Below are 26268 nucleotides of genomic sequence, written 5' to 3' on the forward strand. Positions count from 1 at the left end.
CGTGGGCCGGCTGCTGGCACTGTGGCTGGGGCTGTCGCTGTGCACCACAGCCCTGGCCCTGGACTTGACCGCTCAGGAACAGGCCGGCAAGCGCCTGTACCGTGAGGGCCTTGCCAGTGGCGACGCCCAGGTGGTCGCCCGGGTCGGTGTCAGTGACATGAGCGTGCCGGCCAGCGTGCTGCCCTGTGCCAGTTGTCATGGTAACGATGGCAAGGGCCGCGCCGAAGGCGGTGTGCGTCCGCCAAGCCTGGATTGGCAGCGCCTGAGCGTCGGCGCCGGTGAGCGCCAGGCCAATGGCCGCAGTTACCCGGCCTACGACGCGTCAGGCCTGGCCCGGGCGGTGCAGCAGGGCATCGATCCGGCTGGCAACCGGCTCGATCCGGCGATGCCGCGCTTTGTCTTGAGCCAGGCCGATCAACGCAATCTCACCGCTTATCTCAAGCGCCTGGGCGAGGAGCTTGATCCGGGCGTGGAGGACAGCGTATTGCGCCTGGGCACCTTGTTGCCTGGCTCCGGGCCCTTGGCCGAGGCGGGCAGGGTGGTGCGGGCCGTGCTTAACGACGGGCTGGAGCAGCTCAACCAGCAAGGCGGGATCAATGGCCGGCGTTTGCAACTGGTGGTGCTGGATCCGGGTGCAGACCTGGGCAGCGCCAGCCGCGCCTTGGACCGCTTGCTGGACCAGGAGGGTGTATTCGCAGTGGTTTCGCCGCTGGCGCCGATGCTCGATGAGCGTCTGGCCGCAGCCCTTGAACGGCGTGGCGTGCCGTTGATCGGCAGTACTCCACGCAGCGGCCCCAGCCCGCAGATCTTCGACCCGATGCCGGGGCTGCTGGAACAGTTGCTGAGCCTGGCTGTGCATGCTCGCGACGGCTTGGGCTTGCCTGCCGATGGACTGCGAGTGGTCTACGCCGATGCCGAACAGGCCACGTTGGCCGAACAGTTGCGCCAGCGGCTGCAGCAGGCCGGTTGGAGTGTGCCCGCCGTGCAGGCGTTCACCGGGCAGGCCCCGGACGCCCAGGGGGTGGTGTTCCTCGGCCACGCGCACGCCTTTGGCCAACTGACCCAGGCGCTCAACGCCGCTGGACGAGCGCCGCTGTTGTTCGCTGCCGCCAGCCAGGTCGCCGGGAGCTTGCCCAACCTTGCGCCGCAGTGGTCGCAGCGGGTGTTCCTGGCCTATCCATTCGTCCCCGGCGATTGGACCGAGCAGGGTCGCGCCCGGCTGGCAGGCCTGCATCAGCGCCAGGGCCTGGATGCGCGCCAGGCCTCACTGCAGGTCAACACCCTGTGCGCCTTGCGCCTGCTCAGCGAGGCGCTCAAGCAGATTGGCCGCGATGCCAGCCGCGAACAACTGGTGCGCGCCCTGGAAGGCCTGCATGACATCGACACCGGCCTGACCCCGGCCTTGAGCTTCGGCCCGGGCCGGCGCCAGGGCATGGCCGGGGCTCATGTGGTGGCGGTGGCCCTGCCTGGGCCGCGCTTTGCCGAAGCTGCGCCGTACCGGCCGCTGCCGGATACCCCTTGAACGGAGGTTGCCATGCGTATCGTCTTGCTGTGCCTGTTATTGGGGATCACCCCGATCAGCTGGGCCGACCTTGCCGCCGCGCGGGTCAATGGCGTCGAGATCAGCGTCATGCGCCTGGAGCGCTATTTCAGCGAGTACCTGCAGGCCCAGGGGCGGGCGCTGAGCAGTATCCGCAACCCCAACCTGTACAAGCGCCTGCGCGACCAGGCCCTGGATGAGCTGATCGACAAGGAGCTGCTCTGGCAGGAGGCGCAGCGGCGCGGCATCGTCGTCAGCGATGAACAGGTTTCGGCGCACATCGGCCAACTGGAACAGGCCTTCGGCAGCCCTGTGGTGTTCGAGCGGCGGCTGGGCGAGGCGGGCTTTAATCGGGCAGAGTTTGCCGACTACACTCGTCACGAAATGGCTGCCCAGCGCGTCTACGCGCAGCTGAGCGCGGTAGCGGCGCCGTCCGAGGCTGACGTCCACGCTTTCTACCAGGCCAATCGAGAAAGACTGCAAGGAGCGCAGAACCAAAGTGATAACACTTCTGTCATACCAGAACAGGGCCTGCAGATGGCCAGGCTCGCGCTCGCCGAACAGCTCAGCGCCCAGGCGCGGCAAACGGTACGCCAACGTTTGCGTGAATCGGCCCACGTCGAGCGCGCAGACTGATACGCTCTGGCATAGATTTCCCCAAGTGTGGGGACATATCTCTGGGCAAAGTGCCATCAAGCTCCCCGGTTGTGGGGAACTGGGTGCTCGGGTGTTTTCTTGGGTATCTGGATGGCTTAGCAAAATCAAAGACTTACAGTGGTTCAACATGACCTTTCATGCCTGGCACGAAGCCTGCTCAAGCCTCTACAAGGCCGCACTTCGCAGACCGGGAAACCGGGTAGTTCTTGGGAGTCGACCTTGGTGAACAGAGTATTGGTAGTCGATGACGAGCAGACCCTCGCGCTGAACTTGCAGGCGTATCTGCAAGCGCAAGGCCTGGAAGTTGATGTTGCCCACGACGGTTTCAGCGGTATTGAGCAGGCTGAGAAGCTCAAACCCGATGTGATCGTGCTGGATTACCGCTTGCCCGACATGGAGGGGTTTCAGGTTCTGGAGACCGTGCGCAGGAACAGGCAGTGCCATTTCGTGCTGATCACCGCCCACCCGACCGCCGAGGTCCGTGAGCGGGCCGCCGAACTTGGCGTCACCCATGTCCTGTTCAAGCCGTTCCCCTTGGTGGAACTGGCCCGCGCAGTCTCCGACCTGACCGGGGTAGAGCGCCAGCGCAGGGCAAGCGACAACCCGGCCGAAGGTTTCGTCGAACGACGCCAGAACAGGAACGATACGTTCCCCATGCAGTTGTTCGATGGAAGCTGGGTACTGGCCGACCGCCGCCGTCATGGCGCACGACCTCCTGGACCTGACGACGACCAACTGCTCACCGGGGAATAGCGGCGCCCGCGGCCACCCCGGTCCCCACCGAGCCAACCTGCGACGCGCCCCTGAGCGGAGTCGCAGGCCATGTCCGATGTACTTGAGCAGAGCCCACCCGAGCATCCAGATCCGGCGCTGCAGATCGTCAGCTTCCCCCGTGAACTGCTCGCCCAGGCCCGCCTGGCAGCCGGTGAAGAACGCCTGCTGAACTGCCTGCAACGGCTGTGCAACGATGCCCCGGCCACCTTCACCCAGCGCCTGGCCCACACCCTGCATTACCCGCTTCTGGACAGCCCCAGCCTGTTCGCCTGCACCCCGGTGTTCGAGCGGGTCAGCCTGGCCCAGTGCCTGAAGCACGAGTTCGTACTGGTCCAACAGGCAGGCGAACTGATCGGCGTGTTCGCCGACCCCTTCGATCATGCCCGCCTGGCCTGGATCGACGATAACCTGCAAGGCGCCGCGTTGTACCTGGCTCACGCCGCCGACCTGGCAGCGTTCCTGGCCCGCCACGAAGAAAGCTTCCACGCCGTCGACGCCATGGACCAGGACGGCGAACCCGGCAGCGAGGCCGACCCGCTGCAACGGCTGTCGCTGACCAGCATCAGCGAAGACCAGAGCCGGGTGGTCAAGCTGGTCAACTCGACCCTCTACGATGCCCTCAAGCAACATGCCAGCGACATCCACCTGGGCATGACCGGCCAGGGCCTGACCATCAAGTACCGCATCGACGGCGTGCTCAACGGCGCCGGTAAAGCCAGCGGCAGCGCCTTTGCCGAGCAGGTGATCTCGCGCATCAAGGTCATGGCCGAACTGGACATCGGTGAAAAACGCGTACCCCAGGACGGCCGCTTCAAGGTGGCGGTGGGCGAGCGGCAGATCGACTTCCGCGTCTCGATCATGCCCAGCATCTTCGGTGAGGACGCGGTGCTGCGGGTGCTCGACAAACAAGACCTGTCGGACAAGGTCAGTGGTGTGCAGCTGCAAGCCCTGGGCTTTCAGGAGCAGACCCTGCGTGCGCTGCGCCGACTGGCCAGCGAGCCCTACGGGATGATCCTGGTCACCGGCCCCACCGGCAGCGGCAAGACCACCACCCTCTACGCGATGATCAGCGAGATCAACCATGGTGTAGACAAGATCATCACCATCGAAGACCCGGTCGAGTACCAGTTGCCGGGGGTGTTGCAGATTCCAGTCAACGAGAAAAAAGGCCTGACCTTCGCCCGCGGCCTGCGCTCGATCCTGCGCCATGACCCGGACAAGATCCTGGTCGGCGAGATCCGCGACCCCGACACCGCCCAGATCGCCGTGCAGTCGGCGCTCACCGGGCACCTGGTGTTCACCACCATCCACGCCAACAACGTGTTCGATGTGATCGGCCGCTTCAGCCAGATGCAGGTCGACCCCTACAGCTTCGTCTCCGCGCTCAACGCTGTGCTCGCCCAGCGTCTGATTCGCCTGGCCTGCCCGCACTGCGCAGTGGCTTGCGAGCCGGACGATGAGCTGCTGGCGGTCTCCGGGCTTAGCCGCGAGGCGGTCAGCGGGTGGCACTTCGTTCGCGCCCAAGGCTGCGGCCAGTGCCGCGGCAGTGGCTATCGCGGCCGCAACGCGATTGCCGAGTTGCTGCACCTGGATGACGACCTGCGCCAGATGATCGTCGAGCGCCGCCCGTTGGCGCAGATCAAGGCATTGGCTTGCCAACGCGGCCTGCGCCTGCTGCGCGCATCCGCCCTGGACCTGGTCCGCGAGGGCCGTACCACGCTTGAGGAGATCAACCGTGTCACATTTATCGCCTGATCGCTATTGCGCCGTACTCGGCGCTGAGGGTGTCGGCCTGGGTCGCTGGCACGCCAACCAACATCAATGGCTGGGCAGCCGCGGCTTTACCTGCGATGCCACGCAACCGGCCTGGGCACCTGCCTTGCAAGCGCTGGACGCGCTGCTCAGCGAGCACGCGCTGCCCGGCGCGCAGCTGCGGGTACTGCTGTCGGCGCGCTACAGCCGCTTCTGCCTGGTGCCCTGGAGCGATGCCATCGGCCACCCCCGCGAACTCGATGCCTACGCCCGGGCGTGCTTCGAGAACCTCTACGGGCAGTCGCTGGATGACTGGCGCATCGTCCTCTCGCCCGAAGCTGCCGGCGCTGCGCGGATCGCCACGGCGCTGCCGCAAGCACTGATGCAAGGGCTGCAAGCCTTGGCCAAGGAGCGCCGGCTGGGCCTGCGCTCGGTTCAACCCTACCTGATGGCCGCCTACAACCATTGCAGCGCCCAGCTGGAGCAGGGCGACTTCCTGTTCGTCCTCGCCGAGCCCCGGCGCAGTGTGCTGTTGCTGGCTGCTGGCGGCGCCTGGCAGCAAGTCCTGGCCCAGGGTTGCGCCGACACTGACCAGGCCCTGCAAGCGCTGATCGAACGCACCTGCGAGCTGTACGGCGAGCATCTGCCACGCATCTACCTGCATGCCCCAGGGCGCAGCGATGTACCCCAGCTGGCCGCCGTGCAGCTGTGCCAGAGCGCAGGCGACAGCGACCCGCTGTGCGCCATGTGGCGGGCGGTGGCCTGAAATGCGCCGCCTCGATCTGGAATTCCAACCCCGGCGCAGCAGCGCGTTGGCCTGGTCGCTGCTGGCCTTGGGCAGCGCAGTGCTGGCGCTGCTGTTGCTGGTGCAGCAGCAGTTGCAGAGCGAGCAAGTCGACCTGGAGGCGCGGGTGCACAACCTTGAGCTCAAGCTTGGCCGCCGACCCGCTACCGCCGCGCCGCTGAGCAGCGCCGCCAGCCGCGAACAGGCCGAGCAACTGGCGCAGATGCGCAACGTCTCGCAGCAGCTGCAACGGCCGTGGGAGCAACTGTTCGCGATGCTCGAAGCGATGCCGCAGGAAGACGTCGCGCTCCTGACCATCACCCCGGACGCGCGCAAGGGCCAGGTGCGCATCGCCGCCGAAGCGCGCGACCTGGAAGCGATGCTGCAGTACCACCAGCGCCTGGAACGCAGCGCCGAGCTGCGCGATGTGTCGCTGCTCAACCACGAAGTGGTCGCCGGCCAGCCTGAGCACCCGGTGCGCTTCAACCTTACCGCCACCTGGGAGATCGGCCATGCGCGTCCCTAGCCTGATCCTGCATGAACAGGCGCGCCGCCTCGGTCGCGCTGGCCTCGGCGCGCTGCTGGTCAGTGGCGTTGCCCTGGTGTTCGGCGTGGCCAGCGTACTGCCGCAGTGGCAAGCGGTGCGCGAACTGCGCGCCAACGAAGCCGACGCCAGCGTGCAGGTCCAGCGTTTGCAGCGCGGCGAGCTGAAAATTGCCGTCAAGCCTGAACAGCAGGCGCTGGACACCCTGCGCCAGCAACTGCCAGGCCAACCGCAGGCCAGCGAGCTGATCGAGCGCCTGTACCGCCTGGCCAGTGCCGAGCGCATCAGCCTGGCGCGCGGTGAATACGCCCTGGGCGTCGACCCCAAGACGCAGCTGGCGCGCTACCAGATCGTCCTGCCGGTGCGCGGCAGCTACCCACAGATTCGCGGCTTCCTCCAGGCCCTGCTCGGGCAACTGCCGACCCTGGTGCTCGAAGACCTGGAGCTGCAGCGCAAGCGCATCGGTGACAGCGAACTCAATGGTCGCCTGCGCATGACCCTTTACCTGTCGAGGTCGTCATGAACAGCAAGCGCACGGCGATATGGATTGGCTTTCTTGGCCTGAGCGCGGCATTGGCCTGGGCGCCTGGGCGCTGGTTTGGCCAGACCCAAGACAGCGTTGAAACCCTGGCCGGGCAAGCCCGCGCCCCCGTTGCCGAGCGGGCAACGGACCGGCGCGTGACGGCGAGCGTGCCCGGCGATAAGGCCGCGGGCAAGCCATCACGCGATCTGTTCCCGGTACAGCGCTGGAGCGCAGCGCAAACCCTGGCCACGGTCACCGAGCAACCGGCGCAGCACACCCCGGTCGCTGCCGCCGCCCCCATGGCGCCCATGCTGCCGTTCCAGTTCATCGGTCGCATCGGCGATCGCGACGACTTGCAGATCTTTCTGCAGAGCGGCGAAAAGCTCTACGTCGTGCGCCAAGGCGACGTGATTGACGACACCTACCGCCTCGATCACGTCTCGGCCACCGAGCTGAGCCTGGTCTACCTGCCACTGCACCAGCCACAGACCCTGTCTGTCGGGAGCGCACCATGAAGCCTTCGAAGTTGTGCAAGCCTGCTCCATTCCTGCTCCTGGCGCTGTGCGTGGCGATGGCCGGGTGCGGCTCCAGCGCGGTGCGCAAAGACAGCGATGCGCTGTTCAAGGAGGGCCAGTACGAGGCCGGCATCGCTCGCCTGGAAGATGCCCTGCGCGAAGACCCGCGCGACACCGAGCTGAACATCGCCCTGGCCCATGGCCGCCAGGCGGCGGTCGAGGCCTTGCTGACCCAGGCCGACAGTGACCGCAGCCGCCATGATTTTGCCGGCGCCCGCATGGGCTACGGCCGGGTGCTGACCTTCGAGCCGAACAACCGCCGCGCCCAGGAAGGCATTCGCCAGATCGAGCTGATGCGCACCCTCGAAGACCGCATCGCCCTGGGCCAGGCCTCGCTGCGCCAGGGCGACCTGTTCGGCGCCGAGCGTATCGTGCGTGACGTGCTGCGCCTGGATCCGCAAAACCAGAAGGGCATCATGCTGCGCAGCGACATCGAGAACGTCCAGGCGCGCACTGCGCAGCCGTTCCCGCAACTGCGCAGCAAGCTGGAACGGCCGGTGACCCTGGAGTTTCGTGACGCTAACCTGAAGACCATCTTCGAGGTCCTGGCCCAGGTCGCCGGGATCAACTTCATCTTCGACAAAGACCTGCGTCCGGAAATGAAAGCCACTATCTTCGTGCGCGATGTGCGCATCGAGGACGCCGTGGCCCTGCTGCTGGAGCAGAACCAGCTGCACCAGAAGATCGTCAACGACAACACCCTGCTGATCTACCCCGACTCGCCGCAAAAGACCAAGGACTACCAGGAACTGGTCATGCGCACCTTCTACCTGACCAGCATCGATGCCAACACCGCGATGAACATGGTCAAGACCATGCTCAAGACGCGCGACGTGTTCGTTGACGAGCGCCTCAATACCCTGACCATGCGCGACACGCCCGACGCCGTGCGCATGGCCGAGAAACTGCTGCAATCGCAGGATCAGTCCAACCCTGAAGTGGTGCTGGAAGTCGAAGTGATGGAAGTGGCCCGCTCGCGGATCCTCGACTTGGGCCTGCAATGGCCGAACACCTTCGGACTGCTCACCAGTGAAGGCAAATCGGTCAGCGTGCTCGACCAGCTGCGCGGGATCAACTCCAGCCGCATCAGCATCGCCCCGGCGCCGCAAGCCAAGATCAACGCCCAGGACAAAGACATCAACACCCTGGCCAGCCCTGTGATTCGGGTCAGTAACCGTGAGCAGGCGCGCATTCACATTGGCCAGCGGGTGCCGATCATCAGCGCCACGTCGGTGCCCTCGACCCAAGGCCCAGTGATCACCGAGAGCATCACCTACCTGGACGTCGGCTTGAAGCTCGAAGTGCAGCCCACCGTGCACCTGAACAACGAAGTGGCAATCAAAGTGGCGCTGGAAGTGAGCAATGCCACGCCGCTTGAGGCCACCCGCCAAGGCACCATTCCGGTCCAGGTCGACACCCGCAACGCGCAGACCAGCCTGCGCCTGCACGACGGCGAAACCCAGGTACTGGCCGGCCTGGTGCGTAACGACCACAACGCCAGCGGCAACAAGATCCCCGGGCTTGGCGATATCCCCGGCCTGGGCCGGCTGTTTGGCAGCAACAAGGACGACATGACCAAGTCCGAGCTGGTCTTGGCGATCACCCCACGGATCGTGCGTAACCTGCCGTACCAGAGCCCCTCGGACATGGAGTTCGCCACCGGCACCGAGTCGAGCCTGCAAGTGCGGCAATTGGCCCAGCCGCTACCGGCCAGCGCCTTGCCTAGCGATGCACCGGGCGATGCGCCCGCCGAGGCGCCCTTGGTCAATGGCCAGATGGCCGTGGTCCCGGCCAACCGGGCTGTCCAGCCATGAAACGCCAAGCCCGCGGCTTCAGCCTGATCGAGGTGGTGCTGACCCTGGCCCTGCTCGGCATGCTCGCCGCCATGGCCGCACCACTGACCGAGACCGTGGTACGGCGCGGCAAGGAGCAGCAGCTGCGCGAAGCGCTGTACCAGATTCGCGATGCCATCGATGCCTACAAGCGTGCGTTCGACGCCGGTTACATCGAAAAGCGCCTCAATGCCAGCGGCTATCCGCCCAACCTGCAAGTGCTGGTCGATGGCGTGCGCGATGTGCGCAGCGCCAAGGGCGCCAAGTTCTATTTCCTGCGGCGCATCCCACATGACCCGCTGTTGGCGGTCAAGGACGACGACCAGGGTGGCTGGGGCCTGCGCGCCTACGACAGCAGCGCCGACAACCCACGCGATGGCGAAGACGTCTTCGACGTGTATTCCAAGGCCCGCGGCAAGGGCCTCAACAGCATCCCCTACGGGCAATGGTGACGGCCATGAAACGCAGCCAAGGCTTCACCCTGATCGAGTTGCTGGTAGTGATGGCGATCATCGCCACCCTGATGACCATCGCCATGCCGCGCTACTTCAACAGCCTGGATGCCTCGCGCGAGGCCACCTTGCGCCAGAGCCTGGCGGTGTTGCGCGAATCGCTCGACCACTACTACGGCGACACCGGCCGCTACCCCGAATCGCTCGAGCAACTGGTCGAGCAGCGCTACCTGCGCAACACCCCAGTCGATCCGATCACCGAGCGCAGCGATGCCTGGCAGTTGGTGCCACCACCAGAGGGCGTGCCCGGCGGCGTGGCGGACATCAAGAGCGGTGCAACCGGGAGGGCGCGTGATGGCAGCCTCTATGCAGAGTGGTAAGGCCTGCGCCGGCTTCACCTACCTGGGCGTGCTGCTGCTGATCGCCATCAGCAGCATGGCCCTGGCCGCTACCGGCAACCTGTGGTCGACCAGCGCCCTGCGTGAGCGTGAGCGGCAATTGCTCTGGGTTGGCGGCCAGTACGCCCAGGCCCTGCGCAGCTACTACCGCGCATCCCCGGGCCTGGCCCAGTACCCGCAAGATCTCAACGACTTGCTCGAAGACAACCGCTTCCCCACGGCCAAGCGGCATATCCGCAGGTTGTATCCCGACCCGATTGCCGTCGGCGAGGAATGGGGCCTGCTGCGCTCGATCGACGGGCGCATCACCGGTGTGCACAGCCGCGCCGATGCCGCCCCGCTCAAACGCAGCGGCTTCGATGCCCAATGGTCGGCCTTCGAGGGCCTTGAACACTACAGCGATTGGCAGTTCGTTGCCGAGCAGGCCTTTGCCGAAGGTGGCAACGGCGAGCGTCGGCCCAGCGCCCAGGGAGATGCGCCATGAACCGCAGAACGTTCGTCCTGGCCTTGTGCCTGCTGCTCAACCACGGCGCGGCCAATGCCGGCCCCGAGGACGAGATGATGGGCTTTATCGTCGACAACACCATCTCGCACATCGGCCACGACTTCTACAACGCCTTCACCGAGCGCCTGCGCGCCACCAGCCGCCTGGACTTCAACCTGGTGGTGCGCGAACGCCCGGACGCCCGCTGGGGCAGCCTGGTGACCGTGGAGTTTGAAAGCGACGTGCTGTACCGGCGCTTCCTACCCCCGAACACCACCCAACTTACCGATGAGGCCGTCGCGGCCGCCGACCTGGTCAAGCAGCAGATCATCCAACGCAAGTTGCAACGCCTGCTGCAGGACACCACCGATCTGGAGAGGGACGAGCTATGAGCAAGCACATTCCACAGCAGCTTCTACGTGGCCTCGCCGCCAGCCTGCTGGCAGGTGTCCTGGCCAGCCAGGCGCAGGCCACCGAGCTGGTCTACACCCCGGTCAACCCAGCGTTCGGTGGCAACCCGTTGAATGGCACCTGGCTGCTCAACAACGCCCAGGCGCAGAACGACTATGACGACCCGGACCTCAAGGATCGCACCTCGTTCGCCGGCACCTCGGCCCTGGAGCGGTTCACCAACCAACTGGAGTCGCGGATGCTCTCGCAGTTGCTCGACAACATCAGCAACGGCAACACCGGCAGTATGTCCACCGACACCTTCCTCATCGACGTCATCGACGATTCCGGGGCCTTGAGCATCAAGGTCACCGATCGGGCGACCGGTGAAGTTTCGATCATTGAGGTCAGCGGCCTGAACCCCTGAGAGGGACGGGACTAGCATTTAGGGGAGAACGACCATGAAACGTCTGCTGAGCACACTGCTGATCCTCGCCACCTTGCAAGGCTGCGGCCTGCGCGAACCGATGCCCGCCGAACAAGACACCGATTCGCCCACCCTGACCCCGCGCGCCTCGACCTACTACGACCTGATCAACATGCCCCGGCCCAAGGGCCGGCTGATGGCGGTGGTCTATGGCTTTCGCGACCAGACCGGGCAATACAAACCGACCCCGGCCAGCTCTTTCTCGACCAGCGTCACCCAGGGCGCGGCCAGCATGCTGATGGACGCCCTGAGCGCCAGTGGCTGGTTCGTGGTGCTGGAACGCGAAGGCCTGCAAAACCTGTTGACCGAGCGCAAGATCATCCGCGCCTCGCAGAAAAAGCCAGACGTTGCGCCCAACATCCAGAGCGAACTGCCACCGCTGCAGGCCGCCAACCTGATGCTCGAAGGCGGCATCATCGCCTACGACACCAACGTGCGCAGCGGCGGCGAGGGGGCGCGTTACCTGGGCATCGACATCTCCCGTGAGTACCGGGTCGACCAGGTCACGGTCAACCTGCGCGCGGTCGACGTGCGCACCGGCCAGGTACTGGCCAACGTCATGACCAGCAAGACCATCTACTCGGTCGGCCGCAGCGCCGGGGTGTTCAAGTTCATCGAGTTCAAGAAGCTGCTCGAAGCCGAGGTCGGTTACACCACCAACGAGCCGGCCCAACTGTGTGTGCTCTCGGCGATCGAGGCGGCGGTGGGGCATTTGCTGGCCCAGGGTATCGAGCGGCGCCTGTGGCAGGTCGAAGGCAGTGGTGATAAAGCGACGGTGGACAAGTACCTGAGCCAGTACCAGCAACAGTGAGGTGGCCTTGCCGGCCTCATCGCGGGGCAAGCCCGCTCCCACGCCAGTCGGTGTTCGGCTTTGCTCACGTGGGAGCGGGCAAGCCCGGTCCCACGCATGTGGGTTTTGGGCTTTTCTCAGGTGGGAGGGGGCTTGCCCCGCGATGAGGCCCGAACTGATACAGCAAAGGAACAAGTCATCACCTGCAGACTCCATAGAAAGCAGCCAGACTGTGCAAATGACTTTTTTGGAAGTACCCGCCATGTTCACCAGCCTGCTGATCTTCCTGCTGACCCTCACCGCCATGGAAGCGGTGGCCTACCTCGCCCACAAGTACATCATGCATGGCTTCGGTTGGGCCTGGCATCGCTCGCACCATGAGCCACGCCAAGGCTGGTTCGAAAAGAACGATCTGTACGCGCTGGTGTTCGCCAGCCTGGCCATCGTGCTGATCGCCCTGGGCAACCTCGGCTGGTATCCGCTGCAATGGATCGGCGCTGGCATGACGGCCTATGGCGCCTTGTACTTCATCGCCCACGATGGCCTGGTGCATCACCGCTGGCCGCTGCGCCTGGTGCCACGCCGGGGCTACCTCAAGCGCTTGTACCAGGCGCACCTGATGCACCATGCGGTGCAGGGCAGGCAAGGTTGCGTATCGTTTGGTTTTCTCTACGCGCCGCCTATCGACCGTCTGCGGGCACAGTTGCGGGCGCGTCATGGCGGGCCGCTGCGGGCGTCGAGTGAGGCCGCGCCCACAGCCCAGGGTCGCGTACTGGGTAACGACGCAGGCGGCAACTGAGGGCGCGCCACAGGCCGCCAGCGACAGCGCACAGTTTCTCCCATTTCGAAGTCGACAGCCGGCCATCCCAGGCATCGGCGCCTGCCTTGCGCACCTTTAGCCCGATCTGCCGATACACCAGCGCCGCTGTCGCCACCGCCCACGCCGAGCGCCAGGGCAGCGCCGGTAACCCGGCTTGGGCACTGAGGTAGTAAGGCTCGGCGTGATCGACCAGGCGTTGCGCCAGTTGCGCCAACCTGCGGCGATAGCGCTTATCGGTCAGCCTGTCACGGGGGATGGCGAGCTCCTCCAGCCATTGCTCAGGCAGGTAGCAGCGCCCGACCTGGGCATCGGCGACAATGTCGCGGGCGATGTTGGTCAACTGCATGGCCAGGCCCAGGTCGCAGGCGCGGTCGAGCACTGCCGGGTCACGCACGCCCATCACCCGCGCCATCATCAGGCCCACCACGCCGGCCACGTGGTAGCAGTAGCCCAGCGTCTCATCCAGGCTGCGGTAATGCTCGCCGGCAACGTCCTGGGCGAAGCCGGCCAGCAGGTCGAATGCCTCCTGGCGCGCAATGCCATGTTGCCTGGCAACTTCGCGCAAGGCGGCGAACGCCGGCTGCTCAACCGGTGCACCACGACAGGCGGCATCGGTCTGCACTTGCAGCTCCAGCAGGCATTGCAGGGCCAGTGCTGGAGCTTGCACGCTAGCCTCGTGGCCGGCCTGTTGGCCGTCGATGACATCGTCGCAGTGCCGACACCAGGCGTATAGCAGCATCGCACTGCGGCGGGTGTTGGCGTCGAACAGGCGCGCGGCGGCGGCGAAACTCTTTGAGCCGACGGCGATACTGCGTTCGGCGTGGGCCAGCAAGGGGTCGTGGCTCATCGGTGCAGATCCTCCAGCATCAGCCCAGCGGTGGCCTTGGCCGAGGCAATCACCCCGGGCACGCCGGCGCCAGGGTGGGTGCCGGCACCCACCAGATACAAGTTGCTCAACTGCGCATCGCGGTTATGCGGGCGGAACCAGGCGCTCTGGGTCAGGATCGGCTCCAGGGAAAACGCCGAGCCCACGTGCGCATTGAGCTGGTCACGAAAATCCAGCGGGCTGAAGGTGCGGCAGGTCACCAGTGACTCGCGCAGCCCCGGCATGTAGTAGCGCTGCAGATACGCCAGGATCCGATCACGGTAGCGCGGGCCCTCCATCTCCCAGTCGACCGGCGCGTTGCCCAGGTGTGGCACCGGTGCCAGCACGTAATGACTGGAGCAACCCGGCGGCGCCAGGCTGGGGTCGGTGGCGCAGGGGCTATGCAAGTAGAGCGAAAAGTCCTCGGCCAGCCCCGGTCCGCTGAAAATTTCATCGATCAGCGCCTGATAGCGCGGCCCGAAGCACACGGTGTGATGGCACAGCTGTGGCTGCGGACGGTTCAGGCCAAAGTGCACGACAAACAGCGAGTTGCTAAAGCGTTTGCCCTTGAGCCGTCGGCCCTCCTGCTGACCACGCGGATGCGCGCCGAGCAGTTCGGCGTAGGTGTGCACCACATCGGCATTGGAGGCCACGGCATCAGCCTGCCAGTACCGGCCATCGTGGCTGCGGGCACCGCTCAGGCGGCCAGCCTGGACGTCGAAAGCGGCGACGTCGGCATTCAACTCCAAGGTTCCGCCCAGGTCTTGGAACAGTTTCACCAGCCCCTGCACCAGGGCGCCGGTGCCACCGCGTGCAAACCATACCCCCCACTGCCGCTCCAGGGCATGGATCAGGCTGTAGATCGAAGAGGTAGCGAACGGGTTGCCGCCCACCAGCAGGGCATGGAATGACAAGGCTTGACGCAGCCTGTCGTTACCCACGAAGCGTGCCACCATGGCATAGACGCTGCGCCAAGCCTGCAACCGCGCCAGCTGTGGGCCGGCCTGAAGCATGTCGCGAAATGACAGGAACGGCACCGCCCCGAGCTTGATATAGCCCTCATCGAGCACCGCCTTGGAGTAGGCCAGAAAGCGCCGGTAGCCAGCCACGTCAGCGGCATCCAAGGCATGGATCTGGCGCTCCAGTTCATCCTGGTCGTTGCCATAGTCAAAGCAGGTGCCATCCTCCCAGCACAGCCGATAGAACGGGCTGACTGGCAGTAGCTCGACATAATCGGCCATCGGCTTGCCGGCCAGGGTGAACAGCGCCTGGATCGCCGTGGGGTCGGTGATCACCGTGGGCCCGGCATCGAAAGTGAAACCCTGGTCGCGGTAGACGTAGGCGCGGCCACCGGGTTGGTCACGCTTTTCCAGCAGCGTCGTATTAACCCCGGCGGCTTGCAGGCGAATGGCCAGGGCCAGGCCGCCCAGGCCTGCGCCGATAACCAGTGCTGTTTTCGCTTGGCTCATTGTGGCTCCTCGTAGTGCCGGGGGGAGTGGCGCAGTGCCGCGCGCAGGGCTTGCCCGACAGGCACCGGCGGCTTGCCCGAGAGCAGCCGCAGGCGGTCGCGCCAGGTGCTTTGTCCAGCATAGAAACGGGCGATCAGCGCCTCTGGAAGCTGATAGAAACGCTGCAGCACCTGCCAGCGCCGTTCTGGCCGACCGGCCAGGAACAGCATGCGATTGAGCAGGCGGTAGAAGCCTTGGTCATGCCAGCGATCACTCAGGTAGTGCTTGAGGTTGTGCGACAGCTGGGCGGCATCATCGAGCGGTTGGGTCGCTAACCAGTCGGCCAGGCGCACCGCTTCGGGCAGCGAATAACCGGTGGTGCAATGAAACAACCCGGCACGCAGGCCCGACAGCGGTTGATCGCCTTGTTCGGCCCACCAGCGGGGGAAGTCGCCGGCCAGGGTAATCGGCAACACGCCCTGTTCTTCACGCAGCACTTGCGCTACTGCCCAGCCGTGTGCCTGCAGGTAATCGGCAATGTTGGCCCGTAGCAGCTCGGGCGCGGGCGGGTCACGCTCGACGTAGTGAGTGTCTTCAACCAACAGGGTGTCGGCAGTGAACGGCAGGACATAGACGAATCGATAGCCTGCGCCCTGGGCCACGCGCGCATCCATCACTATCGGTGCCAGCAGGCCATGTGGCTGGCGTAGGCGCAGCACTTGGCCGAGAAACGCCTGCCGGGCCAAGATTCGCTGGCTGCTGGGCTGCGCGCCGCGACCGTCGATGACAATCCGCGCCTGCAACTGCTCGCCAGTGTCCAGGCGCACATGGCTGGGCCCCAGCGCCTGGATCTGGCAGCCGGTACGCAGGGCCGGCCCGAGCACTGGCGTGATGATCTGGGCAAAGCGCTCGCTGGTGATGCTTGCATAGCCGCTTTGCAGCCTGCGGGACAGCTGTGGAAAGTGCACGTGATAGGCCGGCCAGCGCTTGACCACGAGCGGCTGCAGCCACTGTTGTTGCTGGTGGTCGAGGTCGTGCTGGTGAAACGACCAGGTATGGTTGCCGCCAAGGCTGTCTTGCTGTTCCAGGCACACTACATCCAGCTCGGGTCGCAGCTGACGCAGGCGCCAGGCGATCAGGCCATTGGCCAGGCCGCCGCCAGCCAGGATCAGGTCATGGCTCATAAAGGTGCCTGCGCCAGCACAGGCTGCCCGGTACGCACGGCCGTCTCGATGATATCGGCAGCCAAGCCAACGCCGCCAGCCTGGGCCAGCTCGGCTTGCAGCGGCGCCAGGCCGGGCATCGGCTGCTCCAGCAGATGCGCCAAGGCTGCGGCAATCGCGCTGACCCCGGCCCGCCGTGACAGCGCCAGGCCCAAGTGGTGATACACCACGCGCGCCGCCACCCCAGGTTGATCGAAGGCAATCGGTAACACCAGCAGCGGCGTCCCCGCGCCCAGCGCATCCATCACGGTGTTCAGCCCGCCATGACTGATCACCACGTCGGCGCGGCGCACCGCCCACTGCTGTGGGGCAAAATCAGTGACCACCGCCGCGCCCATTTGCAGCAGGCGCGCCTGTTGCGGTACATCGAGCCCGCCACAATGGGCGATCAGCAGTTGCACATCGAGCAGGCGACAGGCTCGGGCAATGCGCGCGAACAGGCCGAAGCGGTGGCCTTGCAAGGTGCCCAAGCTGGCAAACACCACGGGTTTGTGCGGATCGAGCGGCCAAGCGCCAGGCGCCTGTGGTTCGCTGTTGCGCAATGGGCCGACGGCATGAAAATGCCCGGGCAAGGCTTGGCGCGGAAAGTCGAAGCCTGCCAGGGTCTGGCTGATCTGCGCCAAGGGCGAGAGGTAATCTTGCAGGCCCCCGCGCGGGGGCAGGCCGAGGCGCTGTGCGGCAGTTTCCAGCACTTGGGTCAATGGCCGCATCAGCCAGTCATGCACATCGGTGCTGCCCTGATACAGCCGTTGGCTGCGTCGGTCGTGGGCGTACTTGAACGGCATTACCGGTAACGGCACCCCCTCTTCACGATTGATGGGCAAGGCGCAGGCAATCGATACCATGGGCAAGTGCAGCGCCTCGGCGACCAAGGCGCCGGCCGGCTCCATCTGGTCACTGAGCACCGCGTCAATGCGCTGCTGCTGCAGCGCCGCCGGTAGCTGCGCGCAGAGCAGGGCGCTGGTTTCTGCCAACTGGCGGATCAGCCGGCGAAGACGCCAGGGGTTGCTGGGATTGGCGGCCAGCTGGAGCGCCTGATCGAGGCTACCGGCAGGCCGCTGGTCCAGGCCTACCGGGCAAAAGGCGATGCGCGCATCGTCGAGCCAGCGCTGGCTGTCGCACTGATGAAAAAACGTCACCTGGTGGCCGCGCTGCAGCAACGTCCCGGCCAGCGCTTGCAGCGCTTTGAAATGGCTAGGGTAGGGCGGCGCTACCACCGCGAAATGGCTCATGGCAGGTCCAGCTGGTTGCCCAGCAGCCGCGCCCGACGCAGCTCGAGCAGATTGCGCGATCCGGTACAGAAACAGGCAATGCGCAACTGGCGCAGGACAATATCGAAATGCTCCACCACCGCGTCGCTGGACTGGGTGGCAGCCATCAACACCCCGGCCGCCTGACCGACCAGGTCGGCGCCCAGGCGTATCGCCTTGGCCGCATCGATGCCATCACGAATGCCCCCAGAGGCGATCAGCGGCACATTTGGCAAGGCTCGGCGTACAGCCAACAGGCACTGCGCCGTGGGAATGCCCCAATCGGCGAAGGCCATCGCCACGGCGCGATCGGCGTCGGTTTGCGCCCGGCGCGCCTCGACCGCAGCCCAACTGGTGCCGCCGGCGCCGGCCACATCGATCATGCGCACGCCGGCTTCGACCAGCGCGCGGGCCACCGTCGGCGAGATTCCGGCGCCGACCTCCTTGACGATCACCGGCACCGGCAACTCGCCAGTCAGCGCCGCGATCCGTGCCAGCACCCCGCGCCAGTCGCGATCACCCTCTGGCTGCACCGCCTCCTGTAACGGATTGAGGTGGATGATCAGCGCGTCCGCTTGCAGGCTGTCGACGGCCCGGCGCGCCAGGTCCAGGCCATCTGCCTCACTCAACTGGGCGGCGCCCAGGTTGGCCAGCAACGGGATATCCGGCGCCAAGCGGCGCAGCTCGCCGGTCAGCCCTTGGTCATGCCCGGTACGCAAACTGACCCGCTGCGAGCCGACGCCCATGGCGATGCCCAGTGCTTGCGCGGCCTCGGCCAGGTGCTGATTGATGAAGCGGGCGCGCTCGGCACCACCGGTCATCGAGCTGATCAGCAATGGCGCGCGCAGGGCGATGCCCAGCAGCGAGCTGCTCAGGTCGATTTCGTCCAGGGCCAGTTCAGGCAGGGCGCAGTGCTCGAAGCGGATCGCCGAGAAGCCTGGATCCTGGCGTAACTGCGCTGGGTCAGGCGCCAGCACGATGTCCAGGTGGTCGTCCTTGCGTTGACTGAGGAAGCTTTTCTTCATGCCGGCTCCGGTGCCTGGGAATCATTGAAGGGCAAGCGGGGTCATTGCTTAACGTTAAGTTGTACAACGTTAGTCGCTTTGTACAGCTAAGCTCAAAAAACGCTATAGCGTCAGGCCACGACTGCTGGCAGTCGTTCCATTTCACCTGCGGCCCTGGTGCCGCGCTGAGCAGAAGAGGCAAGGATGACGACCATCGCACCACCGCTCCCGGCCGCCGATACCGGCCTCACTGAGCATATCGCCGCCTTGCAGCGTGCGCTGCAGGCCCGGCTGGATGAGCTGCTGCCGGCAGGCCAGGAACGTGACCTGCTGGCTGCCGCCATGCGCGAAAGCACCTTGGCTCCGGGCAAGCGCCTGCGACCGCTGATGCTCCTGCTCAGCGCCGAGGGCCTGGGGGCATGCCCACACGCGGCGTTGGAACTGGGCTGTGCGGTGGAAATGGTGCATGCCGCATCGTTGGTACTGGATGACCTGCCGTGCATGGACGACGCGGCGCTCAGACGAGGTCGGCCTACGCTGCACCTGGCTTTTGGCGAAGACGTGGCGATCCTTGCCGCCATCGCCTTGCTCTCGCGCGCGTTCGGCCTGGTCGCAGGGATCGAAACCCTGCCGGCGGCGACGCGTACTCGCCTGGTGTCGATCCTCGCCGAAGCGATTGGTGCGCAAGGCTTGGTCAAAGGCCAGTTGCAGGACCTGCGCGAAGGCAGCCAGCCACGTAGCGCGCAGCAGATCGCCGAGACCAACCGGCTGAAGACCGGGGTGCTGTTTGCGGCGATCATGCAGATGGCGTGTGAGATCGCTGACTCACCGCAAGCGGTGCGTGAGGCCTTGCTGCATTTTGCTGGTGAGCTGGGGCAGGCGTTTCAGCTGTATGACGACCTGCGCGATCACGACCCTGGCACAGGCAAGGATCAGGGCAAGGATGCGGGTAAATCGACCCTGGTCGCCGTGTGCGGCGAGACCGCGACCCGCGAACGTTTGTTGGCGCATTTGCGCTGTGCCGAGCAGTGCCTTGACCAGGCGTTCATGGGCGAGCAGGCCCTGGCCAGCCTGGTGCGGCGGGTGTTTGGTTGTGTTGAAACAGGGCGAACTTGAGGGCCTGCTCCCGCGAAGGGCCGCTTTGCGGCCCCACTTTCAAAAGGTATAGGCAATCCCCGCCTGCACCGTGCGCGGCGCACCCGGGTAGACGTAGGTGTTGAACGCGCCTTCGTCATAGCCCTTGTTGAACAGGTTCTTCACATCCAGGTTCAGCCGCACATGCTCATTGAGCTGGTAGAAGCTCAACAGGTCGACCACGCTGTACTGCTCCATGGTGTAAGTCTGCGCCTGGGTCTGGCCGGCGCGATCATCGACGTATTTGACCCCCACGCCCAAGCCCAGGCCTTTGGCCAGACCATCCTGGAACTCATAGGTATTGAGCAGGCTGAAGCTGTTGCGCGGAATGTTGGCCAGGCGGGTGCCGGTGGACAGGCTGGTGTCCTTGGTGACCTCGGCATCGACATAGGCATAACCGCCAATCACCCGCCACTCAGGGGTGAGGTTGCCGGCGACATTGATGTCCAGGCCACGGCTGCGCACTTCGCCTGCGGCAATCTTGTAAGCATCATCCTGCGGGTCGTTGGCCAGCACGTTCTGTTTGACGATGTGGTACACCGCCGCATCGATGCTCAGTTGTTGGTCCAGGGCCTGCCACTTGACGCCCAACTCATATGACTTGCCTTTCTCCGGGTCGAAACCATCACCCTGGCGGCTGGCACCGCTGTTGGGCTTGAACGAGCGTGCGGTGTTGGCGTACACGGCAAGGCTGTCGGTCAGGTCATAGATCACGCCAAAACGCGGCGTCACTGCGTTGTCTGCCGCTTGCCAGCCCTGGGTGTTGGGCAGGTAGTTGTCGTAGTCGTGCTCGAAACGCTCCAGACGCACCCCGGCCAACAGCTTCAGGCGCTCGGTTAGCGCTACTTGGTCCTGGATGAACGCCGCCCAGGTCTTGAGGTGTTCCTGATCATGGGTGGTGGTGCGGCTCAGTGCCGGGCGGGGCTGGCCCAATACCGGGTCGAACAGGTCGATCGGGTAGGCACCGGCACCTGCGGCCGAGCGTTGGATGATCGACTGGTAGTGGTAATCCTCGTACTCGATGCCAGTCAACAGGGTGTGGGCAAAACCTGCGGTGTCGAAATGGCCGGTGAGGTTGAGCTGGTAGTCGCGGTCACTCCATTGCAGTTTGCGGTAGTTGAAGTTGCGCCCCAGGGTGCGCCCGTCGGCCTGCAAGGCTTTGGCTTCGACGGCATTGCCTTCGAGGGTGCCGTCCAGCCACTGCATGCCGCCGGCCAGGGTCCAGTTGTCGTTGAGCAGATGCTCGAAGCGCAGCTGGGCCATGTTGTTGTCGTTGTGCAGCAGGTTGTCGCTGCCTGTCTCCCAGATGTTGGTATCACGCGAGGCGCTGCCGCGCTGGGTCGGATAGCGGGTCAGCCCGCGGTCGAGCGGGTGGTTGTTGCGCATGAAATCGCCCTCGAAGACGATCTTGGTGCTATCGCTGACCTGCCAGCTCAGCACCGGTGCGACGTCATAGCGCTCGCTGTCGACATCATCACGAAAACTTTCACCGCCCTCGCCAAGCATGTTGAGCCGGTAGGCCAGGCGGCCGTCCTCGCTCAGTGGCCCGCTGGCATCGAGGGTGGCGCGCTGCATGCCATGGTCGTCGACCTGGCTGCCCAGGGTCACCCTGGGTTCGGCCAATGGTTGCTTGCTGACCACGTTGAAGGTGCCGCCAGGGTCGCCACGGCCGTACAGGCTGGTGGCCGGACCACGGATCACCTCCAGCCGTTCGACGGTATTGGCATCGGGCGCGTTCGGGTAGCCACGGTTGATCGGGAAGCCGTTGCGGTAGTACTCACCGGTGGTGAAACCGCGCACGGTCACGGTGGTCAGGCCCTGGCCGCCGAAATTGTTCGCCCGGCCGACGCCGCCGGCGTAATCCAGGGCATCCTGCAAGCGGGTGGCTGCGGTGTCTTCAAGGACATCGCGGGGCACCACGCTGATCGACTGCGGCGTCTCATGCAGCGCGGTGTCGGTGCGCGTCGCACTCGCCGAGCGCGTGGCCCGGTAGCCAACCACTGGTCCATCGGCACGTTCGCGCTCGCTGGCCGCATCGATATTGACCGCTTGCAGCTCAACCGGCTGGGCGGCTGACGATTCTGCCAGGACCGCTGGGGAGACTGCGTTGAGAAGGCAGAGTGAAACGAACGCACGACGCATGGACGATACGATCCTTGGGGGTGGGAGAGGGCTCGGATCATATCTGGTAGCAATTATCATTTACAGTGGTATTTGGTGTACCGTCGTACCAAAATTCCGCGTCCGGTCACATAGCAAATATCAAATGAGACAAAATGGGCTCAATGCAGCCGCACAGGCCCCTGGACGATGTGTCCAGGGGCCTGTGCGGCTGCTTGTGCAGGCTTGGGTTGTGCTTGGTGGTGCGGGGGCTCGCCTCGCGATGAGGTCCGCGCTGACAGCGCAGCAATCAGTGCGGCGCGCGCACGATGGTCTTGAGCAGGTCTTCCGGGCTGATATGCCCAACCACCTGCGCCACACCACTGCCTGGGGTCGGCAGATCGATGATGTGCGACTTCATCTTGCCTACCACATGCATCTCGCAGGGCTTGCAGTCGAACTTCAGGGTCAGCACTTCATCGCCCTGAATCAGCTGCATCGGTGCCACCTTGGTACGCACGCCAGTCACGCCCTTGGCCTGCTTGGGGCACAAGTTGAAGGAGAAGCGCAGGCAGTGCTTGGTGATCATCACCGGAACTTCGCCGTGTTCCTCGTGGGCCTCGTACGCCGCGTCGATCAATTGCACGCCATGGCGATGGTAGAAGTCGCGGGCCTTCTGGTTGTAGACGTTGGCCAAGAACGACAGGTGCGACTCCGGATACACCGGCGGCGGAGTGGTCTCGGCTTTACGCCCGCCACGAGGGTGAGCCTTGACCCGTGCTGCGGTCAGCGCCTCGATCGCCTCGCGGCGCAGGGCCTTGAGCTGCGAGTTGGGGATGAAGAACGCCTGCGGCGCATCCAGCTCGATGGCAGTGGCGTGGTACTGGGTGGTACCCAGCTGGCCGAGCAGGTCATGCAGTTGCTCTAGTGCCTGCTGCGGCTTGTTGGCCTCGCCAAACGGGCCATCCAGGGCAACGCTGACGCTGACGCCTTCCTCACTGGTCGCGTTCAGCTCCAGGCGCGCTTGGCGCAGCTGTGCTTTCCACGCCACGCCCACGCGGCGCTCAGCGGAGGTGCGCTGCAGCGCCAGCTGCCAGTTGTGATCGAGGTTGCGCGACAGCGGGTGATTCGGGCGCAGGCGGTGCATGCCGTCAGGCATCTCGTTGGGCTCGACGCGGTAGCGGTAACGCTTCTGGCCATCTTCCTCGAACTCGCCCTTGGGCTCGGCGATGTTGGCCCGGAAGCCCACCACTTCGCGCTTGACCAGCACATTGAGGCCATCGCCATTGCTCAGCGGCACTTCAGTGACCACTTGCAGGTCGCGCTTGCCGACCTTTTCCACCACGCCCACGTGCAGGCCGGTGAAGGTAGGCGAGTCGAAGGCACCGATATCGATTTTGCGTTCGCTGACGAAATAGTCGGTGCTGCCGCGGTGGAAGGTCTTGTCCGGATCGGGCAGGAAGAAGTGCTCGGTGCGGCCGCTGGAGGCGCGGGCCAGGGCCGGGCGGTCTTCCAGGATCGCATCGAGCTCCTTGCGGTAGTGAGCGGTGATGTTCTTGACGTAGGCCATGTCCTTGTAGCGGCCCTCGATCTTGAACGAGCGCACGCCCGCGTCGACCAGGTCGCGCAGGTTGGCGGTCTGGTTGTTGTCCTTCATCGACAGCAGGTGCTTCTCGAACGCCACTACCCGGCCCTGATCATCCTTGAGGGTGTAGGGCAGGCGGCAGGCTTGCGAGCAATCGCCACGGTTGGCGCTGCGCCCGGTCTGGGCGTGGGAGATGTTGCACTGGCCGGAGAAGGCCACGCACAGGGCGCCATGGATGAAGAACTCAATGGCTGCATCGGTTTCGCTGGCGATGGTGCGGATTTCTTGCAGGTTCAGCTCACGGGCCAGAACCAGCTGGGAGAAACCGGCCTGGTCGAGAAACTTGGCCCGCGCCAGGGTGCGGATGTCGGTCTGGGTGCTGGCGTGCAGCTCGATCGGCGGGATATCCAGCTCCATCACCCCCAGATCCTGGACGATCAACGCATCGACCCCGGCGTCGTACAGCTGATGGATCAGCTTGCGCGCAGGTTCCAGTTCGTTGTCGTGAAGGATGGTGTTGATGGTAGTGAACACCCGCGCATGGTAACGCCGGGCGAACTCCACCAGCTCGGCGATCTCGCCGACTTCATTGCAGGCATTGTGGCGCGCGCCGAAGCTAGGGCCGCCGATGTAGATGGCATCAGCGCCGTGCAGGATGGCCTCGCGGGCAATCGCCACGTCGCGGGCAGGGCTGAGCAGTTCCAGGTGATTCTTTGGCAGGGACATGTCGTTATATTTTCGGGCTGTCACGGTTTAGGCGCGCATTGTAGCGGTGAAATGGCTTGGCGGCACCCTTGGGCTGCCCGGTGGGGCACTGTGACCGGCCCTGTTGTGGGAAAGGTCTGTCGCTGCAATGGCTTACCGGCTGTCGTCAGCGGCTGGCGCTGTGCGCGACTCAATATCGATCGCTGTCGGCCATTGAACCTTTGGGGCGATGCAGTGAATCGGGCTTAATTGTGAATCATCGTTCCAGTCTCGGGGTGGGTGGACGAACTCGGGCAGGGCCTGGGGGCCTTGTTGCATGAACAACTGAGCAAGTGCCCAGTACTGCTTTCCTAGCTCGATATCGTGGGTGAAGAACAGGCGGTCGATTACCTCTTCAGTGCCGGGCTTGATCACCGAAATCACGACGTTTTCGATTAGACCGCCATTGCCCATCGGTGCGTATACGCTGCAGGCTTCGGCGATCAGGTCATCCCAGTCGTAGACAACTGGGCGGATACCCCAGCGTTGGCGGCTGAATAGGTGGAGTCGGTCAAAGTGGTATTGGTAGAAATAGACTTTGCGCCGTAGCCGGTTGAAGCGGATGGGTTCGTCGCGGGGGAGTTGAATGTCCATTCGTATGGTGGGGATAATTGGCCAGTAAAGGATGGCGCCGCCTCCAATAAATATGAGAGCGAAGCCTGGTTCGAATGTGTCTATAAGGAGAATATAAGCGATGAATAACAATGTGGCTGTGAGGTAGAGAAGCATGAAACTACCGCCAATAACACCTATGCCTCTCATTCTCAATGTTGATCTGGGTAGCTCGAGATAGACGAGGTTGACATGGTTGGGCGAGAGCTTTAAAGCATCTGTATCAATGCGCAAAGTTGGAGTTTCATTGGGTCTAGGTAGGTCGTACTTCCATCCTAGAGGGCGACGAGGGTGGTATTTTTTTGGGCTGTTCATGAGTTTTTTCGCTCTAAAACTATTTCTGCGTATGCGTCAGAAATTGCACGGTCGGGCCAATAGATCACGGACAGGGTTGCAGCTAAGATATTGTGCTTGCCGAGATCGGGGTTAAGTTCGATGCTGCCGCTGAGGTCTTCATGATAGAAATACCCGCTTTTTGCAGTGCCGGCTTGGTGTCTAATTTTATTCACCACGATGCTGTCTTTTTTGTAATCAGGGAATTTTGGAAGCTGGGAGGCTCGCAGCGAAGCCTGTCTCAAGGCAGTCGTAGAGTCCGGTAAAGGATGAAATTTACCGCTGATAATAGTTTCTCCCCCCGTGTAGTCGGGCGAGAGGCCGTCTCCGTGGCGATGCACAGTGAGCGTCCAGTGATAGGCGGACCTAGTCTCGTCAAAGCCAGGTAAAATGATTCTGAATTTGATATGCCGCTGTGTAGCTAAACTTGCCAATCCTCCAATTTTCGAACTTATTGTTGGGTCTGCTCTTAGGGTTTTGAACTCCAGGTGAGTGAGGAGCCCTAGCGTGGCCGCATTGAGTTCAGCAAAAGCGATGTCGGCATGCTCGGGTCTGTTCCAGTGAATGACGGGAGTCTCGTTGGCTTCCCCGAAATAACATCGCTTGGCCCAGCGCTCCAAGGGGGTAGGCTCGTTTTGTTCAGCCCATTTCATAGCGCTGTAAGCCGTTATACTAAGAGCTATTGCAATGCCCAGCGGGCCTAGCAATAACTGGCTAGAAACGGCGGCTGTTGAAAAGTAGGTTCCAGCGGCAGATAGGAAGCCGGCTAACATATATGCAGCTATTACTAAGTTTTCTCCATTAGCTAGAGTGCGTTTCACTGCTAGGCTTGCCTGGGCAGAGTCATATAATCCCGTCACCGCACTTATTATCGCGCCCACTCTAACCAACGAGTGGCCCACCGCTACCCCCGAGCTTGCACCTGATGCCCCGGCCGCCGCCAACGCCGCGCTTTTCTGAACCTGCAAAGCGCTCTGCCGGACAATCAACCCGACCGTTTCAACGCTCCCTCCGAGTATCGCCAAGCTGGAGCCCTGCAACGCCAGCCAGGCTTCCATGGACTTATCGCCAATTTCGGCCTCGGCCTTTTGCATGTTCTTTTCCAGGCTGTCACTGAGCAGGTACAGCCCGCCCATGGCCAGCAGCAACTCCCAGCTTCCCGCGACCC

The 26268-nt window shown here is 64.2% G+C and carries 25 protein-coding genes and 1 pseudogene; 17 read left to right on the forward strand and 9 right to left on the reverse strand.

The window, feature by feature from the left end:
- Nucleotide 1: 1 nt before the first annotated feature.
- From AAZU54_RS19910 to AAZU54_RS19985, 16 genes are all read left to right on the forward strand, one after another.
- Nucleotides 2-1522, forward strand: coding sequence for a cytochrome c/ABC transporter substrate-binding protein (locus tag AAZU54_RS19910; protein WP_434727559.1), 1521 nt, complete (start codon nt 2-4; stop codon nt 1520-1522).
- Between the two features lie 12 nt (nt 1523-1534).
- Nucleotides 1535-2176, forward strand: coding sequence for a SurA N-terminal domain-containing protein (locus tag AAZU54_RS19915; RefSeq protein ID WP_186553267.1), 642 nt, complete (start codon nt 1535-1537; stop codon nt 2174-2176).
- A gap of 240 nt (nt 2177-2416) precedes the next feature.
- The gene (locus AAZU54_RS19920) at nt 2417-2950 is read left to right on the forward strand and encodes a response regulator (RefSeq protein ID WP_312156050.1); all 534 of its coding nucleotides are present in this window, start codon (nt 2417-2419) and stop codon (nt 2948-2950) included.
- Nucleotides 2951-3019: 69 nt separating this feature from the next.
- The gene (locus tag AAZU54_RS19925; protein ID WP_405129893.1) at nt 3020-4726 is read left to right on the forward strand and encodes a GspE/PulE family protein; all 1707 of its coding nucleotides are present in this window, start codon (nt 3020-3022) and stop codon (nt 4724-4726) included.
- Nucleotides 4707-5489, forward strand: coding sequence for a hypothetical protein (locus tag AAZU54_RS19930; protein ID WP_404690742.1), 783 nt, complete (start codon nt 4707-4709; stop codon nt 5487-5489). The genes AAZU54_RS19925 and AAZU54_RS19930 overlap by 20 nt, the downstream gene beginning before the upstream one ends.
- A gap of 1 nt (nt 5490) precedes the next feature.
- Entirely contained in the window at nt 5491-6033 is a 543-nt protein-coding gene (locus tag AAZU54_RS19935) for a pilus assembly protein (protein ID WP_186553263.1), read from the forward strand.
- Nucleotides 6020-6574: a type 4a pilus biogenesis protein PilO gene (gene pilO, locus AAZU54_RS19940; protein WP_186553262.1), complete on the forward strand. Its 555-nt coding sequence runs from the start codon at nt 6020-6022 to the stop codon at nt 6572-6574. Before AAZU54_RS19935 ends, pilO begins: the two co-directional genes overlap by 14 nt.
- Entirely contained in the window at nt 6571-7089 is a 519-nt protein-coding gene (locus tag AAZU54_RS19945; protein WP_405129890.1) for a hypothetical protein, read from the forward strand. Before pilO ends, AAZU54_RS19945 begins: the two co-directional genes overlap by 4 nt.
- Nucleotides 7086-8963, forward strand: a complete 1878-nt coding sequence (locus AAZU54_RS19950) for a secretin N-terminal domain-containing protein (RefSeq protein ID WP_186553260.1) — start codon at nt 7086-7088, stop codon at nt 8961-8963. The genes AAZU54_RS19945 and AAZU54_RS19950 overlap by 4 nt, the downstream gene beginning before the upstream one ends.
- On the forward strand, nt 8960-9433 hold the full coding sequence (locus tag AAZU54_RS19955) for a type II secretion system protein (protein WP_264234625.1): 474 nt from the start codon (nt 8960-8962) through the stop codon (nt 9431-9433). The genes AAZU54_RS19950 and AAZU54_RS19955 overlap by 4 nt, the downstream gene beginning before the upstream one ends.
- Before the next feature lie 5 nt (nt 9434-9438).
- Nucleotides 9439-9813 (forward strand): type II secretion system protein, encoded by a 375-nt coding sequence (locus tag AAZU54_RS19960; RefSeq protein WP_186553258.1) that lies wholly within the window; start codon nt 9439-9441, stop codon nt 9811-9813.
- Nucleotides 9788-10315, forward strand: coding sequence for a type II secretion system protein (locus tag AAZU54_RS19965; protein ID WP_434727560.1), 528 nt, complete (start codon nt 9788-9790; stop codon nt 10313-10315). The genes AAZU54_RS19960 and AAZU54_RS19965 overlap by 26 nt, the downstream gene beginning before the upstream one ends.
- Entirely contained in the window at nt 10312-10707 is a 396-nt protein-coding gene (gene csgE / locus AAZU54_RS19970) for a curli production assembly/transport protein CsgE (protein ID WP_186553256.1), read from the forward strand. The genes AAZU54_RS19965 and csgE overlap by 4 nt, the downstream gene beginning before the upstream one ends.
- Nucleotides 10704-11132, forward strand: coding sequence for a curli assembly protein CsgF (locus AAZU54_RS19975; RefSeq protein ID WP_186553255.1), 429 nt, complete (start codon nt 10704-10706; stop codon nt 11130-11132). The genes csgE and AAZU54_RS19975 overlap by 4 nt, the downstream gene beginning before the upstream one ends.
- Before the next feature lie 34 nt (nt 11133-11166).
- A complete protein-coding gene (locus AAZU54_RS19980; RefSeq protein ID WP_186553254.1) occupies nt 11167-12003 on the forward strand; it encodes a CsgG/HfaB family protein in 837 nt (278 codons plus the stop codon).
- Nucleotides 12004-12220: 217 nt separating this feature from the next.
- The gene (locus AAZU54_RS19985; RefSeq protein ID WP_434727561.1) at nt 12221-12781 is read left to right on the forward strand and encodes a sterol desaturase family protein; all 561 of its coding nucleotides are present in this window, start codon (nt 12221-12223) and stop codon (nt 12779-12781) included.
- Here AAZU54_RS19985 and AAZU54_RS19990 read toward each other — a convergent pair.
- The 5 genes from AAZU54_RS19990 to fni are packed head-to-tail and all read right to left on the reverse strand — an operon-like array spanning nt 12663 to nt 18613.
- Nucleotides 12663-13649, reverse strand: coding sequence for a phytoene/squalene synthase family protein (locus AAZU54_RS19990; protein WP_434727562.1), 987 nt, complete (start codon nt 13647-13649; stop codon nt 12663-12665). The genes AAZU54_RS19985 and AAZU54_RS19990 overlap by 119 nt on opposite strands.
- On the reverse strand, nt 13646-15136 hold the full coding sequence (locus AAZU54_RS19995) for a phytoene desaturase (RefSeq protein WP_312155308.1): 1491 nt from the start codon (nt 15134-15136) through the stop codon (nt 13646-13648). Before AAZU54_RS19995 ends, AAZU54_RS19990 begins: the two co-directional genes overlap by 4 nt.
- A complete protein-coding gene (crtY, locus tag AAZU54_RS20000) occupies nt 15133-16299 on the reverse strand; it encodes a lycopene beta-cyclase CrtY (protein ID WP_434727563.1) in 1167 nt (388 codons plus the stop codon). Before crtY ends, AAZU54_RS19995 begins: the two co-directional genes overlap by 4 nt.
- Nucleotides 16296-17570: a glycosyltransferase gene (locus AAZU54_RS20005; protein WP_434727564.1), complete on the reverse strand. Its 1275-nt coding sequence runs from the start codon at nt 17568-17570 to the stop codon at nt 16296-16298. Before AAZU54_RS20005 ends, crtY begins: the two co-directional genes overlap by 4 nt.
- Nucleotides 17567-18613, reverse strand: coding sequence for a type 2 isopentenyl-diphosphate Delta-isomerase (fni, locus tag AAZU54_RS20010; protein ID WP_186553248.1), 1047 nt, complete (start codon nt 18611-18613; stop codon nt 17567-17569). The genes AAZU54_RS20005 and fni overlap by 4 nt, the downstream gene beginning before the upstream one ends.
- A gap of 183 nt (nt 18614-18796) precedes the next feature.
- On the opposite strand from fni, the gene AAZU54_RS20015 reads away from it, so the two are divergent.
- Nucleotides 18797-19708 (forward strand): polyprenyl synthetase family protein, encoded by a 912-nt coding sequence (locus tag AAZU54_RS20015; protein WP_186553247.1) that lies wholly within the window; start codon nt 18797-18799, stop codon nt 19706-19708.
- A 39-nt stretch (nt 19709-19747) separates the two neighbouring features.
- On the opposite strand, the gene AAZU54_RS20020 is transcribed toward AAZU54_RS20015, so the two are convergent.
- The 4 genes and pseudogenes from AAZU54_RS20020 to AAZU54_RS20035 all read right to left on the reverse strand — a co-directional run.
- Complete coding sequence (locus AAZU54_RS20020; RefSeq protein ID WP_434727565.1) at nt 19748-21868, reverse strand: TonB-dependent siderophore receptor; 2121 nt, start codon at nt 21866-21868, stop codon at nt 19748-19750.
- Between the two features lie 268 nt (nt 21869-22136).
- On the reverse strand, nt 22137-24137 hold the full coding sequence (locus AAZU54_RS20025) for a peptidase U32 family protein (RefSeq protein WP_186553245.1): 2001 nt from the start codon (nt 24135-24137) through the stop codon (nt 22137-22139).
- Between the two features lie 132 nt (nt 24138-24269).
- Complete coding sequence (locus AAZU54_RS20030) at nt 24270-25082, reverse strand: DUF6708 domain-containing protein (RefSeq protein WP_434727566.1); 813 nt, start codon at nt 25080-25082, stop codon at nt 24270-24272.
- A pseudogene (locus tag AAZU54_RS20035) lies at nt 25079-26268 on the reverse strand (T6SS effector BTH_I2691 family protein); the annotation flags it as partial. The pseudogene AAZU54_RS20035 and the gene AAZU54_RS20030, both read right to left, overlap by 4 nt.

The sequence above is a fragment of the Pseudomonas sp. Je.1.5.c genome, from assembly GCF_051129895.1.
Taxonomy (GTDB): Bacteria; Pseudomonadota; Gammaproteobacteria; order Pseudomonadales; family Pseudomonadaceae; genus Aquipseudomonas; species Aquipseudomonas urmiensis.